Raw genomic sequence first — 14,997 nt, 5'->3', positions numbered from 1 at the left:
GCCAGTCAGAAGATACCCGCGCACCCTGGTTTCATCCTCCTGGGCAGCACTGGCAGCCATTCGAATAGCCGGAAGCAAGGCCGAACTGAGCGCATTGTATTCCGTATCGGCATTTTACTCTTTCAGCGTAAAGCTCGACCACCCGCCGGCGCGCCTTCTCCACGGCGCGGTTTCCGCCGACTACCAGCTGGTCGATTGAGCCGGTCGCCTTTAGTTAGGCAGTCGAAGGCGCCCTCCTTCCTGGCCCGTACACCGTCGGGAATGGTGCCGTAGGCGGTCAACAGGATGATTTCGGCCAACGGGGCCTTGGGCCGGTAGCGCGGCAGCAGGTAGAGGTTGTAGCCGTAGGGCAGCTTCACGCCGGACAGCACCACCAGCACCTAGTCGGCATGCTGGGCTAGGTTTTCGAGGCGCCGGCGGAAGTGGGAGGCCTACCGCACGGTGTAGCCCTCCAGATCCAGCATGCGGGCAATGGCCTGGCGCAGCGGCACTTCGTCGTCGATGATGAGCAGGATTCCTTCTGACATAGAAGAAGTCTCAGGCAAAGATTAGCCTAATATTATCAAAGAAATTGCCCTCAATTCAACCTTGCTCACTATATGCATATAAAATACATAAGCTCACATGTGACTTTTGGCCCGAACTTTTAACCAAAGCCAATTTTAGTTAGTGGAACCGGTGATTTAAGCATCCTCTATTCTGCTGACAGGGTACGATAACGGGCCACTACTACTGGTTGCGTCGTACCCGGGACGCTTAACGAGTTAAAGACTAGATTCAGGTAGTACGCTGCGTTTAACTCACCAGGGATACTTTAGGCATATACCCCTAGCGGGTAGCTGAGGGGGGAAACCACAGCTGAAACGCACTGCCGGCCCCTTCTACGGAGTGGACCTGAATGCTTCCCTGGTGCAACTGCATGATTTGCTTGGCCAAGCTCAGGCCAATCCCAGAGCCGTGGGGGTGGGTAGTGAAAAAAGGAATAAAGATGCTGTCCAGCACATCGGCGGGAATACCGCTCCCGTTGTCTTTCACTTCGATAATCACCCGTTCCTGTTCATCGGCCCAAGCCAGCAGGCTAATGCGCGGGCTGCCGGTTTGGGTGACTGCCTGCGCCGCATTGAGCACCAGATTGATGAGCACCTGCTCCAGCAGGTGGCCGTCGGCATGCAGGGTAAGGTGCGCGGGCCGGACGCTGAGGGTGATTTCGATGCCTTGCGCGGCCAGTTGTTGCGCCAGTAGCTGCCGGGTGGCCTGAAGCAATTCCTGCACGTAAAGGGTCGTGCGCTGCGGCGAGGCCAGGGTGCTAAAGTCGCGGTACACCTGGGCGAAGCGCAGCAGTCCTTCGCTGCGCTGCTGGATGATGCGAATGCCGGTCCCCACGTCGTCGAGCAATTCGGCGGCGGCTTCCTGCTGCCGGGCCGCCTGCACGTGGCAGCCCAACGAATCGGCCAGCGAGGCAATGGGGGCGACCGAGTTCATGATTTCGTGCGTCATGACCCGTAACAGCTGCTGCCAGGCGGCCGTTTCGGTATCGGCCAGGGCTTGGCTCACGTTTTTGAAGGCCAGGAGGGTAAACGCTTCGCCCCGTAGCTTAAACTGCGTGGCCGACACGAGCAGCTGCACCGTTTGGGAGCCCACTGTCAGCTTCACCACCACGGGCTGGCCGGGCACCGCCCGGCAGATGGCTTCGTACAGGACCGGCTGCCGGGATTGCAGCGCCCGGATGTTTTTCAGGTACGGCAGGTGCAGCGTTTGTTTGAACGCCTCGTTCACCCAGGCCACGGTGCCCGCCGCATCGTAGGATACGATGCCGGTATCGAGCAGCGCCAGGATGGTTTGCAGGTACTGAAACTGGCCTTCCTGCTCGGCCCGCAACTCCCGAAACGTGGCGTTGACCTGGTTGAAGGTCTCGTGCAAGGACTGCAGCGACGCCGGGACGGACTGCGCCGGGTACTGCCGCGAAAAGTCGCGGTACTTGAGGGCCAGGGTAAAGTCGGCCAACGCCTGCTGGCCGCGCGTCAGGTAGCGGGTAAGGTCCATGACCAGAAGTATCAGCAGCACTAGCGCCCCCAGGGCTAGCCCGTAGGCGTGGTGCTGCGCGGCGTATCCAACCCCGGCCAACGCGGCCACCAGCAGCACTAATCGTCCCAGCAGGCGGACATCCAGGCCATTAAATATCATGCTTGTCGAGCCGGCGGTAGAGCGCCGTACGGGTGAGTCCCAGCTCCCTGGCCGCTTTGGTAAGGTTGCCCTGATGGCGCGCAATGGCCTGCTGGATGGTGTTTTTCTCCACTTCCAACAACGGTAGTGGGTTTACTGCCATGGGTGCAACTGGCGCGGGAGCCGCCCCTGATTCGGGGTTCCGAAACGAGAAATCGGCCGGCAGCAGCACGGGACTGGTTCCCAAGATAACGGCCCGCTCCATGGCGTGTTGCAGTTCCCGCACGTTGCCGGGCCAGGGGTGCTCCCGGAGCTTGCGCAGGGCCGCGGCACTGAATTCCGGCACGGGTTGCCGGTTGCGGGTGGCGTACACTTGGGCGAAGTGCCGGGCCAGTAGTTGCACGTCGTCGTCCCGCTCGCGCAGGGGCGGCAGCGTGATTTCGACCGTATTGAGGCGGTACATCAAATCCTGGCGAAAGGCCCCGCGGGCTACCAGGGCGTGCAGCGGCGCGTTGGTGGCCGACAACAGCCGGATGTCCACCGGTACGGGGGTGTTGCTTCCGACGGGCACCACCTGGCGGTTTTGCAGGGCCGTGAGCAGCTTGGCTTGCTGCGCTAGGCCAATATTGCCAATCTCATCCAGAAATAAGGTCCCGCCGGTGGCCGCCTCGAACCGGCCCACGCGGCTGGCCTGGGCATCCGTGAACGCGCCTTTGGTGTGCCCGAACAGCTCGCTTTCAAACAACCCCTCGCTGAGCGCGGCCACGTCGGCGGCCACAAAGGGCCGGGCGGCGCGGCGCGACTGCTCGTGCAGGGCTTTAGCGACTAATTCTTTGCCCGTGCCGTTCTCGCCCAGCAGCAGCACGTTGGCCTCGGTCGGGGCGACTTTTTCGATGATGGCGCGCACTTCCTGCATGGCGGCCGACTCTCCCAGTAGCGCAGTGGCTGGCCCGGCTGGTTTTTTCGGGCCACCCCCGCTTTTGCTGCCGGTTTTAGGTTGGAGGGCAGCGGCCAGCGTTTGCAGCAGCTGTTCGTTGTGCCAGGGTTTGAGCAGGAAGTCGGTGGCGCCGCCCTTGAGCGCGCGCACCGCCGTGCGTACGTCGCCATAAGCCGTTAGCAGGATAACGGCCGTGCTGGGGGCCTGCTCCCGGATGCGGCCCAGCCAGTAGAAGCCCTCGTTACCCGTCGCCTGGCCGCTGCGGTAGTTCATGTCAAGCAGCACGGCGTCGAAGGGCTGCTGGCGGAGCAGGGAGAGCAGCAGCTCCGGGTTGCGCTCCGTCACGACTTCCCGCACCTCCGTTTTGAGCAGCAGCCGGAGGGCGAATAGCACGTCGGGCTCGTCGTCTACCACCAGTATGCGGGCGTGCTTGAGAATCATGAAGAAAGGCTTGATAAAACGGAGTCTGTTCAGAAAACGGAAACTATAGCGCGTTAAGGGCTAAGAAGAGGGTGTAGGGCTAACTGGCCGTTTCAGAACCCCCGAGTTGGACGTTTTGCCCTATTGGTTCAACAACACCCAAGCTTCCATAAGTTAAGTTCAATGTACCGCTGACCTATCCGTTTCCAAGATGGCGAAGAAGTAGTTATCTACCCAATTGCCCCGAATGGGCAGAATCTGCCGCTTGCGTCCTTCTCTGGTCATGCCGGCTTTTTCCAATACCCGAATGGAGGCCACATTTTCTACGGCGCACCCGGCTTCGATTCGGTGTAGATGCAGATGGTCAAACCCAAAGTTTAATAGTTCAGTCAGGGCTTCGGTGGTGAGCCCTTGGCCCCAATGAGTGGGCAAAAACTTGTACCAGACCTCCCCATTTTTGAAGTTTGCCTTTCCCAAATTCAGCGCAATTAATCCCACAAACTCTTCACTATTTACACGTTGCGTATAGAAAATGTAAGAGGTTCGAGGCGTTGCTTGCTGCTGCACTAGCCAGTCGGTTAACAGGTGCTCGGTTGTCTTTATGCTCTCGGGAATCCCAAGCGTATTGAATTCATCCACTTCAGGCAAGGAATGCAGGTGATGAACTGCCTTTAGGTCAGCCAATGACAACTCCCGTAGGTGTAGGCGGGGGGTATGAAGGTCCATTCTATGGGTGCAGGTAAATAGGGTGTTGTTAAACCAATAGGGCAAAACGTCCAACTCGGGGGTTTTGAAACGGCTAGTTAGCCTTACGCCCTCTTCTCAGCCCTTAACGTGCTATAGTTTCCGTTTTCTGAGCAGACCTCAGAACGTAAAAGTAGGAGTTGACTGGCACCCGTCCCTACGCAGGCCGCACAAACCGTGCAGACCTCGGAAAATACTGATTCTTAGTCGGCCAAGCTGTTTTCTGCCCGTCAACCGATTCGAATTGTATCAGAACCGAACGGTCCACTGTATCGAAACCGGACGCTTGGTAACAGCTAGCAACCAGGGCTTAAAAGCAGACTGCTGATTAGCAATTATTTGCGACAAAGGCACCGTTCTTGGCACCTTCGGTCAATAGCTTATTCCTGTTATTGCCCGCGCCGAACCGAATGGATGTCCTGATACCGAAGAAAAAGTGGTCGTTTGTTGCCCACTGGTGGTGGCTGGCAGCCCTGGTGCTGGTGGGCGCGGGCGCGGCTGGCCTCTATTGGCCCCGCCCGGGCGAGCGGCTGCACGTCGCGGCCAGCCGTTTGACCATTAGTCTTGTCACGCAGGGTAATTTTCAGGAATTCACGGCCATCGACGGAGTGGTGCAGCCGTTGCGCACCGTGTACCTGGACGCGGCGGAGGCCGGCACGGTGCAGCAAGTATTGGTGGAAGAAGGAGCGACCTTAACGGCCGGCCAGCCGTTGCTGCGGCTGGCCAACCCCGACCTGCAGCTGGAAATGGTGAACCGCGAAACGGCCGTGTACGAGCTGATGAACAACCTGCGCAATACCCGCAACCAGCTGCTGCAAAACCGCATCCTGCGCCAAAATCAGCTGGCCGAAATCGACTTCCAATTGGCCGAGGCCCGGCGGGTATTCGACACCAACCAACAACTCTACGACCAGCAGGTGATTGCACGGCAGGACTACCTGCAAAGCCAGAACGCCTGCCGCTACCAGCTGCGCCGGCGGCAACTCACGCAGCAGACCCTGCGTCAGGATTCCATCGCCATGCAGCAGCAGCTAGGCACCATGCAGGAATCGGTGCAGCGCATGACCAGCAACCTGAACCTGATGCGGCGCAAGCTGGACGATTTGCTGCTGCGGGCCCCGGTCGGCGGGCGTCTCAGCTCGCTGGCCGCGGAGGTGGGCGAGGCCAAAACGCGGGGCCAGCGCCTGGGGCAGATTGATGCGCTGGCGGGCGTGAAGCTCCACGCTGCGGTGGACGAGTTTTACATCGCCCGCATCGGAACCGGTCAGGTGGGCGAAGTGGTCGTGGAGGGCCAGGCGTACGCTTTGCGCGTGACTAAAATCTTCGCCCAAGTGACCAAAGGCCTGCAAATCGACTTGGCCTTTACCGGCGCGTCCCCGCCGGGCCTGCGGCGGGGCCAGACTTTGCCCATCCGGCTGGCGCTGAGCGCGAAGGCCCCGGCGGTGCTGCTGCCCAAGGGCGGCTTTTACCAGCAAACCGTGGGCAACTGGGCGTTTAAGCTGGTGGCCGACGGCACCCGGGCCCAACGGGTGGCCATCCGGCTGGGGCGGCAGAACCCCGACTACTACGAGGTGCTGGCGGGCCTGCGGCCCGGCGACCAGGTCGTAACGTCCAGCTACGAAGGCTACGCCGACCAGCAGGAGCTGGTGCTGGATAACGGGCGGCCTGATACTCCCTGACGGGGCGCCTCACCCCCCAGCCCCCTCTCCGAAAAGGAGAGGGGGAGCCGACCGATTGGCTGACGAAATCAAACGGCAGCGCCGCCTAGGCTCCCCCTCTCCTTTTCGGAGAGGGGGCCGGGGGGTGAGGCGCCCCGCCAGAACATAACCACATACACTAACCCCCATGATAAAAACCGAAAACCTGGAAAAGGTGTACCGCACCGAGGAGGTGCAAACCAAGGCGCTGAACCACGTCTCGCTGACGGTGGAGCAGGGGGAGTTTGTGGCCATCATGGGCCCCTCGGGCTGCGGCAAATCAACGCTGCTCAACCTGCTGGGACTGCTCGACGAGCCCGACGGCGGCAGCCTGCAACTGCTGGGCACTGAGACCAGCCGCTACTCGGAGCGCCAGCGGGCCGAGCTGCGCAAGCGCAGCCTGGGCTTCGTGTTTCAGAGCTTCAACCTGATTGACGAGCTGACGGTGTTCGAGAACGTGGAGCTACCGTTGCGCTACCTCGGCGTGGGGGCCGCCGAGCGGCGGCAGCGGGTGGAGCAGGTGCTGGAGAAAATGCAGCTGCTGCACCGGCGCAACCACTTTCCGCTGCAACTCTCGGGCGGGCAGCAGCAGCGCGTGGCCGTGGCCCGCGCCGTGGTGAACGCCCCGCCGCTGCTGCTGGCGGATGAGCCTACCGGCAACCTCGACTCAGCCAGCGGCCACGACGTGTTGGGCCTGCTGACCGAGCTGAACGAGGCGGGCACCACCGTGCTCATGGTCACGCACTCCGAGCACGACGCCCGGTACGCCCGGCGCGTCATCCGCCTGCTCGACGGGCAGGTGGTGCTGGAGCACAGCCGCGGCCAATTCTAATCGATTCCTCCCCATTCGGCTATGCTTCCCTACCCCCTGCTGCTCATCTACCGCAACTTTAAGCGGTTCAAAAGCACGTTCTTCATCAACCTGATTGGCCTCTCGACCGGCCTGGCCTGCGCGCTGCTCATCTACCTCTGGATCAGCGACGAGCGCAGCTTCGACCGCTACCACACCCTGGACGGCCGGCTCTACCAGGTGCTGGAAAACCGCCGCACGGCTGCCGGCATCGAGACCCAAACCGGCACCGTGCCGCTGCTGGCCGAGGCCCTGCGGCGGGAAATGCCGGAGATTGAACTGGTGGCCACCACCACGCCGGTTCCGTTCTTCCCCAAGTTCACGCTGGCGGCGGGCGGCCTGCACCTCAGCGCCGTCGCCAAATACGCGGACCCGGCCTTCTTCCAACTGTTTTCCTACCCCCTGCTGGTGGGCACCCCCGCCACGGTGCTACGGGATAAACACGCCATTGTGCTCTCCGCAGCCCTGGCCACCAAGCTCTTTAACTCGCCGCAGAACAGCCTGGGCAAAGCCGTGCAATGGCAAATGGGGACCGATAGCACGCAGACCAGCCTGGTGGCCGGGGTGTTTGCCAGGGTGCCCCGCAACTCGTCCGAGCAGTTTGACTTCGTGCTGCCATTTGCCTCGTTCAAAGACCGGATGCAGATGAGCGAAACCATCAAATGGGACGACGATGGCCCCTTCACCACCTACTTGGCCTTGAAGGAGGGCGCCGACCCCGCGCAGTTTCAAGCCAAGCTGGCGGGGTTACTGAAAACCAAAAGCACGCAGGCCCAGGGGCGCACGCTGTTCGTGCGGCCGTTCGCAGCGGGGTACCTGCACGGCACCTACGAAAACGGTGTCGTAACCGGGGGGCGCATTGCCTACGTGCGGCTGCTGACCCTGATTGCCGGGCTCATTCTGGTGATTGCCAGTATCAATTTCATGAACCTGTTCACCGCCAAGGCCTCGCGGCGGGTTAAGGAAGTGGGCATTCGCAAGGCACTGGGGGCGAGCCGCGCCGCGCTGATAGTACAATATCTGACCGAATCCGTGGTGATGGCCTTGCTGGCGCTGGTCGTGGCCGTGGGGCTGGTGCAGCTCGTGCTCCCGCAGTTCAGCGCGCTGACGGGCAAGCCGCTGGCCTTGCGGTGGGAGTGGCCGCTGGTGGCAGCTGGCCTGGCGCTGGCGCTGGGCACGGGGCTGCTGGCGGGCAGTTACCCCGCGTTCTACCTGTCGGGTTTCCAGCCGGCGGCCGTGCTCAAAGGCAAGCTGCCGACCCGGGCCGCCGACGTGTGGACGCGGCAGGGCTTGGTCGTGCTGCAGTTCACGCTCTCGGTGCTGTTCATCGTGGCCGTGGTGGTCGTCAACGCGCAGCTGGCGTTTGTGCAGCGCCAGCCGCTGGGCTACGACAAAGCCCACGTGCTCCGCTTCGATACGGGCGGCAAGGCGGCGCGCCAGCAGGCGGCCTTTCTGAGTGAGGTGAAGAAACTACCCGGCGTCGTGCAGGCATCCAGCGTCTTGGGCGGCTTCCTGGGGGGGCGCTACGTCGCGGAGATGAGCTGGCGGGGGAAGCGCCTAGCAGTCGGGACGATGCTGGTCAACTATGACCTGGTGGAAACGATGGGCCTGCACCTGGTCGCCGGCCGCAGCTTTGCGCCGCAGTACCGCGCCGACAGCGCCGCCATCCTCGTCAACCAAGCGCTGGTGGCCGGCCTGGGGATGCTGGACCCCGTGGGCCAACGGCTCGATGGCGCCCGCATCGTGGGTGTGGTCCGCGACTTCCACTACGAGTCCCTGCACGAAAAAATCAAGCCGCTGCTCCTCCAACTCGACCCCCAGATTAACACGGTGCTGGTGAAGCTCCAGCCCCACGCGGAGCAGGCCACGCTAGCGCGGCTTCAGCAGCTGTACGCCGCCTACAACCCCGGCTTTACGCTCGACTACACGTTTCTGGATGCCGACTACCAGGCCCAGTACGTGGCCGAACGGCGGGTTGCCGTGCTCGCCCGCTACTTCGCCGGGCTGGCCATCCTCATTTCCGCCCTAGGCCTGCTGGGCCTGGCCGCCTTCACCGCCGAGCGGCGGCGCAAGGAAATCGGCATCCGCAAGGCCCTGGGCGCGAGCGAGCTGAGCATTGTGTGGCTGTTGACCAGCAGCCTGACCTGGTTGGTAGTCGTGGCCATTGGGCTGGCGCTGCCTCTGAGCTACCTGCTGATGGAGCGGTGGCTGGCGGGCTTTGCCTATCGGGTAGAGTGGCAGTGGTGGTACTTCGCGGCGGCCGGCCTGGGGGCCCTGCTCATTGCCTGGCTCACCGTGAGCGTGCAGGCCTGGCGGGCCGCCCGCCGCAACCCCGTGCTAAGCCTGCGGGCCGAGTGAGGGGCAACTAGAGCCTGTTATGGACTGGTGGCCCGGAAAACGCCTTTTGCCAGCAGGAGCGTGACAAAGACCAGGAAGTGAAATTGCTGCATGGTCAGGGCTAGGCGTTCGTAGTCACGAGCCAAGCGGCGGAAGCGGGCGGCCCAGCCGAAGCTACGTTCAACGACCCAGCGGCGGGGCAACAGCATAAAGCCGGTTTGGCCTTCGGGCCTGACAATTACTTGTAAGTCAATGTCGTGCACGGCGGCAGCGTACTCGGCGTTTTCGCCCGTGTAGCCCTGGTCGACATAGGCCACCTGCACTTTTTGGCCCGTGACCTGCTGCACCCGCTCACAGAGTGCGTCGACCTGCCCGCGGTCAGGCTCGTTGGCTGGCGTAACGACAGCGGCCAGCAGGTGGCCCAGCGTGTCGACGGCCACGTGCACCTTGCTGCCTTTGCTACCCTTGCTACCCTTGCGCCGTTTGGCCCCGTCGTAGCCCGTCCGCGCCCCGCTTTCGGGCGGGCTTTGCATGGTGCGCGAGTCCAAAATGATGGCCGTGGACTCGGCCTCACATCCGGCCAGCACGCGGGCCAACTCGCGCAAATCGGCCATCATATGCTCAAAACAGCGGTTGTCGCGCCAGCGCACCCATTGCTGGTAGACCGCCGGCCAAGGCGGCAGGTCGTGGGGCAGGTAGCGCCAGCCGCCGCCGGTTTTGACCAGGTAGCGCAGCGCGTTGAACACGGCCCGGAGCGCGTGCTGCCGTTGCGGCGCCTCTTCCCGCACCAGCGCCAGATAGGGCGCCACAAACGTCCATTCGTCATCCGTCACGTCGCTGGGGTAACCACTTCGCTGTGCCATACCCCCGAATTACGCCACCAGTCCATAACAGGCTCTAGGCGATAGAAAAGGAGCACCAGCCTTGCCGGCTCCTTCCTTTTTTGCACGTTTACCCATTTCGCTTAGGTTGTAGGGAGCTTAATCCACCCACATCCTGAAGCCCCGGCTGTTGACGCAGCCGGGGCTTCGTCTTTTCAGACGATGCCGGCCAGGTAAGTGAACCACTCATCCTCCACAGCAGCAGCACGCGGCCGTCGAGGCGCTGGCCTACCCGTTGTTCTTTCCAAATCCCCGAATACGCTCTAAGCCCAGTAAATGCCGCCCATTACTATAGTGTCCCTATTACCTTTGGATTCTACCTTCCCAACTCCATACTTCTGTTTCCCCAAAATGCGTCTCTTGCTCCGCAGCACTCTTACCCTATTCTTACTTGGTGGTCTTTCCTTTACCACCCTGGCGCAAACTATGCCACCCGCCGCTGCACCAGCCGCCGAGGCAGTTTCCTCTCCGTTGCTCAAGCCCGGCCTAGTCAAAGACCAATCCTATAAAAAGTACCTCTACCAACGCTACGTCGGCAACGAACAGGCCACGCGGGTAATTCGGCTGTTTGCCCGCCGCCAAACCGGTGGCAAGCTGTGGCTGGGCACGGGAGCGTTGGCCATTGGCTTTGTGGCCTCGCAAACCGGCACCAAAACCAGCTCCAACGGCGGTACCAGTACCACCACCGTTACGCCACTCGGATACGGCCTCATGTTGGGGTTATTCGGTGGGGTTGGAATCAGCAAGCTAGCGCGTTACAGCAATGAGAAGCTCTACCAGGAGTTAAGCGACTACGACCGGGACCATGCCTTTTCGCCCAACGTGCAAGCAAAAATCGAATAAACGCCCCGCTGGCCCCGAATGGCCAGAGCGGTTGTAGAAACGCGATGGGTCGCGTCTCTACAACCGCTCTGGCTATCAGGCATTCGCGCCAGATAGGCCGGGCAGCAAATACTACTTTGCGCTGTTTTTCATTACTTTCTTAAAAACAGCGCAAAGTAGCTTGGTTGGTTTGCGCTGTTTTTTGTTATTTATAAAAAAACAGCGCAAATGCTCTGCCAATGCTCCGCTTACCTCCCCCCAATTCGCTTATAGCCCGCGTCCGGGCCTGGTTTGGCCTTGGTCAGGCCGAGCTGGCCCTGTACCTGGGCATCAGCCCGCCGCTGGTGCGCGATTTGGAAACCGAGCGCCGGCCCCTCACGCCGGCCGTGCGGGCGGCCCTGCTGCCGCTGCTGCTCCAGCTGCCCCCGCCCGCGGTGCCCGCCAGCCTTACCCCCGGTGCGGCCCTGCCCCCCGATACGCCCGCCCCCGAGGCGGCCGACCTCGACTTTCGGCAGCGCGAGTGCCGGCACCGCGCCGAGCGCCTGCTGGCCGAGGCCGACGCGCTGGCCGCCCGCGCCCACGTAGCCGCCCGCTGGGCCGCCGCGTTATCTGCCCTACTCCCCCCCAACCCCGACGAGCCCGCCCCCGACGCTGGCTCCGTCGCGGCCGATACGCCCGCCGCCCGGGCGCTGGCCGCGGCCCTGGCCCAGGCCGCCGACCCCACCGACCCGACCCGCGCCGCCGACCACGCCCGCTGGCTGCGGGGCTGGCTCGGCCAACGGGCCGCGCCCCTCTCCGCCGCCGACATAGTCCGTTACCACCGCTTGCGGGCCCAGGCGGCAGGCCTGCAAGCCGAGGCCGAAGCCCTGGCTACGGTGCTGCTTCCGCCCTATTTGCAAACTGATCGGTAGTCTCCTATATTGAGCGCAGTAAGCCTCTTTTCCCCAATCCTTTATCCCCTTATTGCCATGAATCCCGATTACACCCTCCTTACCAACTGGGCCGAGTGCGACGCGGCCACCGCCGACGTCAACTTCGAGCTAAAAACCTACAGCTACCGCGACACCGGCCTCGACCTAGCCGATGAGCGCGCCGACCGCAGCCAAGCCAGCGGCGCGGCCGCGCTGGCCAAGAAAGATGGCGAGATTCTGACCGCCCAGGGCCAGGCCGCCCTGCCCAGCCTCACGCCCCAGCAGCAGCAGGATGCCCTCGATGTGGTGGAGCTGCTGCAATCCGAGCGCAAAAAAATCATGCGCGGCAACCGCACCAGCGCCGGCACCGCCCGCTTCCTGAAGACGGTTGATGCGGCCCAGGTGCAGGCCCAGGTAGATGTGCTGACGGCCGTGCTGGCCGGCATTGCCACCCAGCGCGCCACGCTCCCGGCTTAAGCCGCCTGGCCCCAATCATTCCGTTCGGGAGTAAGGGTGCTTACTCCACCCACTTCCTGAAACCCCGGCTGCGCCAACAGCCGGGGTTTCGTTTTTTTAGGGACGATGCCGGCTGGGCGGCGACCTACCGTGTAACGGGCTCAAAGTACGGGCACCATCGTCGGCGCGCTACGCCTTCTTCGTTTAACATCAGCCCCACGAAAAAGCCCCCACCCAAAAATTTGGCTAGGGGCCTTGCTACCTACTGTTGACATTCAGCCAGACCGGCCGGGGCCTCGCCCATTACGGTTGCGACGGCATTAGGAAGCCGGCCAGCACCTCGCGCATCGTTTGCGGGGCACGGCCCAGCAGGATTTGCAGTGCGGGGTTGGTGGCCGCGAAGTCGCCGCGGCGGGCGGCCCGGAAAGTGCCTAGCAGCAGCTCGGCCACCGGCGCGGGTACGCCCCGCGCCATGGTGGCCCGCTTCCACTCCTCATCGGTTACCGTTACGTGCCGGATTTCGCGGCCCGACACCTCCGAGGCCAGCGCGGCCACCTCGGCCATCGTGACGGCATGGCCAGCCGTAAGCGGCGGGGTGATACCCTCGAAACGGCCGGGCTGGGTTAGTAGCAGCGCGTCGGCTTCGGCCAGATCGGCGCGGGTGGTCCAGCTGACGGGGCCATCTTCGGGCACCCGCAGCTCCCCCTCGCGCAGGCTCTGGCCCACCATGTGGAGGGCGCTTTCGGCGTAGAAACCTTGCCGCAACGAGGTGTAGGCACCCGCCCGTTCGGCGAGCATGGCCTCGCTGGCGGCGTGGTTGCTGGCCGGCTCAAACGGCGAATCGGCCCGGGCGCCCATGTGGCTGGTGTACAGAATGCGGCCGGCCCCAGCGGCGCGGGCGGCCCCAATGGCAGTGCGGTGCAGCTGCCGGGCCTCCTCGCCGAGCTTATTGGCCGATATCAGCAGCACCTGGTCGGCCCCCGCGAAGGCGGCCGCCAACTGCTCGGGGTGGGCAAAGTCGCCGGCCCGCACCTGCACGCCCCGCCCGGCCAGGGCCGCGGCTTTGGCGGGTTTGCGCACGCTGGCCACCAGCTGGCTGGCCGGCAGGGTGCGCAACAGGTTTTCGATGATGGCGGCCCCGAGCTGGCCGTTGGCGCCGGTAATGACGAGCATAGCAGGTGGTAAAGGTGATTAAAGATACTTAGCAGTTCGCGCTGAACTCCAGCACATTTCCGTTCAAATCTGCCACAAACCCGCACCGCTTGCCGATTGCCGGCACGTCGAAGGGCTCCCGGATCGTTGCCACCCCTCGCTCGCGCAGGTCGGCCAGCGTCTGATCTACGTTTTCCACCTCCAGACATATATGGTGGTAGCCCAAAACCAGCGGGGGTGCTGTGGGAGCCCCCGATAAGGTGCCGTCGCTCAGCACTTCCAGCCAGACCGTATCGTCGTTGGCCGGGGCCAGAAAAGCCAACTGCAGCTCGCCCACGGTCCACTCCTTCAGCACCCGAAAACCAAGCTTCTGGGTGTACCAGCCAATAGCGGCCGCGTAGTCGGGCACCCGCAGTCCTACGTGCCCAATATTCATTTTTCCGTTGATGCCTCCCGGATTTTTGGGAGGCAGGTTGCGGGGTGTTTGCATGGGTTGCGTGGGTTGAAGTGGTACTAATTGAAGGAGTTGCGGAAGGCCAGCGGCGAGAGGGTCGTTCTGGTCTTGAATAGCTTGCTAAACGACTGCGAGTGCTCGAACCCCAGGGCGTAGGCAATTTCGCTCACGGACAAATCAGCGGTCGACAATTTTTCCTTGGCCTTTTCGATGAGCTTGCCCTGGATGTGCTGCTGGGTGCTCTGCCCGGTCAGACTCTTGAGCAGCCCGCTCAGATAATTGGGCGCCACGTGCAACTGGTCGGCAATGGCCTGCACGGTGGGCGGGCGTCCGTGGACCAGGGCCTCCCCATCGAAATGCGCCGTCAGCAGGTCCTCCAAGCGTTCGAGCAGCTGGTGGTTGGCCATTTTTCGGGTGATGAACTGGCGCTGATAGAACCGCTCGGAGTACGTGAGCAGCAATTCCAGCTGGGCCACGATAACGCGCTGGCTGAACGAGTCGAGGGCGGCGTGGTACTCTTGCCCAATGTGCTGGATGAGGTCGGTTATCAGGTCCTCCTCTCTAGCCGACAGGTGCAGCGCCTCGTGCACGGCGTAGCTGAAAAAGGGGTACTGCCGGATGGTTTTGGCCAGCGGCGTGTTCCACAAAAAATCGGGGTGCAGCAGTAACAGCCAGCCCGTGTGGCGCAGCGTTTCGTCGGCGGCAATACTCAGGAGCTGGCCAGGAGCCAAAAACACCATCATGCCCTCATCGAAATCATACACCTGCTGCCCGTATTTGAGCTTGCCGTTGAAGTTTTTTTTCAGCGCGATGGAATAGAAGCTGTTGAGCAGCGGCGCGCTGGTCATGGCCGCCGAGTGGGTGATGGACTCAAACCGCACCACGCTGATAAGCGGATGCTCCGGCCGGGGCAGCCCCATCAGCTGATGATACGCCGAAATGCTGTTCACCTTACGCGGCAGCTTGTTTTTCATGATGTGGCAAAAACAGTGAACTATACGAGTCCGGTGGAAAAATGCTGTTTCGTTCATCGGTTACGTTTTCTCCTTCCGATCACTAGGCAAAGCTCGGGTGGTGTATGCTTGGTTTCGTAGCCAAATCTCTGCTTTTCGTATTCGTTTCGGGGCGCCCGTTTCTCCGTCGAGTTAAGCCCGCCGATTTTCGCGCCTAGCC

Annotated in this window: 14 protein-coding genes; 6 read left to right on the top strand and 8 right to left on the bottom strand. The window is 62.5% G+C overall.

The window, feature by feature from the left end; all coding sequences use genetic code 11:
- Nucleotides 1-122: 122 nt before the first annotated feature.
- From BLW21_RS21750 to BLW21_RS15305, 4 genes are all read right to left on the bottom strand, one after another.
- Entirely contained in the window at nt 123-371 is a 249-nt protein-coding gene (locus BLW21_RS21750) for a response regulator (protein WP_139255239.1), read from the bottom strand.
- A 457-nt stretch (nt 372-828) separates the two neighbouring features.
- A complete protein-coding gene (locus BLW21_RS15315; RefSeq protein ID WP_092741605.1) occupies nt 829-2,184 on the bottom strand; it encodes a sensor histidine kinase in 1,356 nt (451 codons plus the stop codon).
- The gene (locus tag BLW21_RS15310; protein ID WP_092741603.1) at nt 2,174-3,541 is read right to left on the bottom strand and encodes a sigma-54-dependent transcriptional regulator; all 1,368 of its coding nucleotides are present in this window, start codon (nt 3,539-3,541) and stop codon (nt 2,174-2,176) included. Before BLW21_RS15310 ends, BLW21_RS15315 begins: the two co-directional genes overlap by 11 nt.
- A 159-nt stretch (nt 3,542-3,700) precedes the next feature.
- Complete coding sequence (locus tag BLW21_RS15305) at nt 3,701-4,246, bottom strand: GNAT family N-acetyltransferase (protein WP_092741601.1); 546 nt, start codon at nt 4,244-4,246, stop codon at nt 3,701-3,703.
- A gap of 428 nt (nt 4,247-4,674) precedes the next feature.
- On the opposite strand from BLW21_RS15305, the gene BLW21_RS15300 reads away from it, so the two are divergent.
- The 3 genes from BLW21_RS15300 to BLW21_RS15290 all read left to right on the top strand — a co-directional run bounded on the left by BLW21_RS15300 (nt 4,675) and on the right by BLW21_RS15290 (nt 9,169).
- Nucleotides 4,675-5,943 carry an efflux RND transporter periplasmic adaptor subunit gene (locus BLW21_RS15300; RefSeq protein WP_092741599.1) on the top strand — a complete coding sequence of 423 codons (1,269 nt, stop codon included), beginning with the start codon at nt 4,675-4,677 and terminating at the stop codon, nt 5,941-5,943.
- Between the two features lie 166 nt (nt 5,944-6,109).
- Entirely contained in the window at nt 6,110-6,793 is a 684-nt protein-coding gene (locus BLW21_RS15295; RefSeq protein WP_092741597.1) for an ABC transporter ATP-binding protein, read from the top strand.
- Nucleotides 6,794-6,814: 21 nt separating this feature from the next.
- Entirely contained in the window at nt 6,815-9,169 is a 2,355-nt protein-coding gene (locus BLW21_RS15290) for an FtsX-like permease family protein (protein WP_092741595.1), read from the top strand.
- A 17-nt stretch (nt 9,170-9,186) separates the two neighbouring features.
- On the opposite strand, the gene BLW21_RS15285 is transcribed toward BLW21_RS15290, so the two are convergent.
- Nucleotides 9,187-10,011, bottom strand: a complete 825-nt coding sequence (locus BLW21_RS15285; protein ID WP_092741593.1) for an IS5 family transposase — start codon at nt 10,009-10,011, stop codon at nt 9,187-9,189.
- A 369-nt stretch (nt 10,012-10,380) separates the two neighbouring features.
- Between BLW21_RS15285 and BLW21_RS15280 the strand changes: the two genes are divergently transcribed.
- The 3 genes from BLW21_RS15280 (at nt 10,381) to BLW21_RS15270 (ending at nt 12,239) form a co-directional block, all read left to right on the top strand.
- Nucleotides 10,381-10,872, top strand: a complete 492-nt coding sequence (locus BLW21_RS15280; RefSeq protein ID WP_175470994.1) for a hypothetical protein — start codon at nt 10,381-10,383, stop codon at nt 10,870-10,872.
- Nucleotides 10,873-11,090: 218 nt separating this feature from the next.
- The gene (locus BLW21_RS15275; protein WP_092741589.1) at nt 11,091-11,762 is read left to right on the top strand and encodes a helix-turn-helix domain-containing protein; all 672 of its coding nucleotides are present in this window, start codon (nt 11,091-11,093) and stop codon (nt 11,760-11,762) included.
- 57 nt (nt 11,763-11,819) lie between these two features.
- Nucleotides 11,820-12,239, top strand: a complete 420-nt coding sequence (locus tag BLW21_RS15270) for a hypothetical protein (RefSeq protein ID WP_092741587.1) — start codon at nt 11,820-11,822, stop codon at nt 12,237-12,239.
- Nucleotides 12,240-12,521: 282 nt separating this feature from the next.
- On the opposite strand, the gene BLW21_RS15265 is transcribed toward BLW21_RS15270, so the two are convergent.
- Genes BLW21_RS15265 through BLW21_RS15255 form a run of 3 tightly spaced genes read right to left on the bottom strand, consistent with a single transcriptional unit; the run spans nt 12,522 to nt 14,798 of the window.
- A complete protein-coding gene (locus BLW21_RS15265; protein WP_092741586.1) occupies nt 12,522-13,391 on the bottom strand; it encodes an NAD(P)H-binding protein in 870 nt (289 codons plus the stop codon).
- 28 nt (nt 13,392-13,419) lie between these two features.
- Nucleotides 13,420-13,860: a VOC family protein gene (locus tag BLW21_RS15260; protein ID WP_092741584.1), complete on the bottom strand. Its 441-nt coding sequence runs from the start codon at nt 13,858-13,860 to the stop codon at nt 13,420-13,422.
- A 23-nt stretch (nt 13,861-13,883) separates the two neighbouring features.
- On the bottom strand, nt 13,884-14,798 hold the full coding sequence (locus BLW21_RS15255; protein WP_092741582.1) for a helix-turn-helix domain-containing protein: 915 nt from the start codon (nt 14,796-14,798) through the stop codon (nt 13,884-13,886).
- Nucleotides 14,799-14,997 lie beyond the last annotated feature (199 nt).

It is taken from the genome of Hymenobacter psychrophilus, assembly GCF_900107135.1.
GTDB lineage: Bacteria > Bacteroidota > Bacteroidia > Cytophagales > Hymenobacteraceae > Hymenobacter > Hymenobacter psychrophilus.
This window is presented reverse-complemented; position numbering and strand designations above follow the sequence as displayed.

Excerpts from the sequence above, each read along its gene's own strand:
- BLW21_RS15315 (WP_092741605.1), bottom strand. The coding sequence starts at position 2,184 with ATGATATTTAATGGCCTGGATGTCCGCCTGCTGGGACGATTAGTGCTG.
- BLW21_RS15310 (WP_092741603.1), bottom strand. The coding sequence starts at position 3,541 with ATGATTCTCAAGCACGCCCGCATACTGGTGGTAGACGACGAGCCCGAC.
- BLW21_RS15305 (WP_092741601.1), bottom strand. The coding sequence starts at position 4,246 with ATGGACCTTCATACCCCCCGCCTACACCTACGGGAGTTGTCATTGGCT.
- BLW21_RS15300 (WP_092741599.1), top strand. The coding sequence starts at position 4,675 with ATGGATGTCCTGATACCGAAGAAAAAGTGGTCGTTTGTTGCCCACTGG.
- BLW21_RS15295 (WP_092741597.1), top strand. The coding sequence starts at position 6,110 with ATGATAAAAACCGAAAACCTGGAAAAGGTGTACCGCACCGAGGAGGTG.
- BLW21_RS15290 (WP_092741595.1), top strand. The coding sequence starts at position 6,815 with ATGCTTCCCTACCCCCTGCTGCTCATCTACCGCAACTTTAAGCGGTTC.
- BLW21_RS15285 (WP_092741593.1), bottom strand. The coding sequence starts at position 10,011 with ATGGCACAGCGAAGTGGTTACCCCAGCGACGTGACGGATGACGAATGG.
- BLW21_RS15280 (WP_175470994.1), top strand. The coding sequence starts at position 10,381 with ATGCGTCTCTTGCTCCGCAGCACTCTTACCCTATTCTTACTTGGTGGT.
- BLW21_RS15275 (WP_092741589.1), top strand. The coding sequence starts at position 11,091 with ATGCTCCGCTTACCTCCCCCCAATTCGCTTATAGCCCGCGTCCGGGCC.
- BLW21_RS15270 (WP_092741587.1), top strand. The coding sequence starts at position 11,820 with ATGAATCCCGATTACACCCTCCTTACCAACTGGGCCGAGTGCGACGCG.
- BLW21_RS15265 (WP_092741586.1), bottom strand. The coding sequence starts at position 13,391 with ATGCTCGTCATTACCGGCGCCAACGGCCAGCTCGGGGCCGCCATCATC.
- BLW21_RS15260 (WP_092741584.1), bottom strand. The coding sequence starts at position 13,860 with ATGCAAACACCCCGCAACCTGCCTCCCAAAAATCCGGGAGGCATCAAC.
- BLW21_RS15255 (WP_092741582.1), bottom strand. The coding sequence starts at position 14,798 with ATGAAAAACAAGCTGCCGCGTAAGGTGAACAGCATTTCGGCGTATCAT.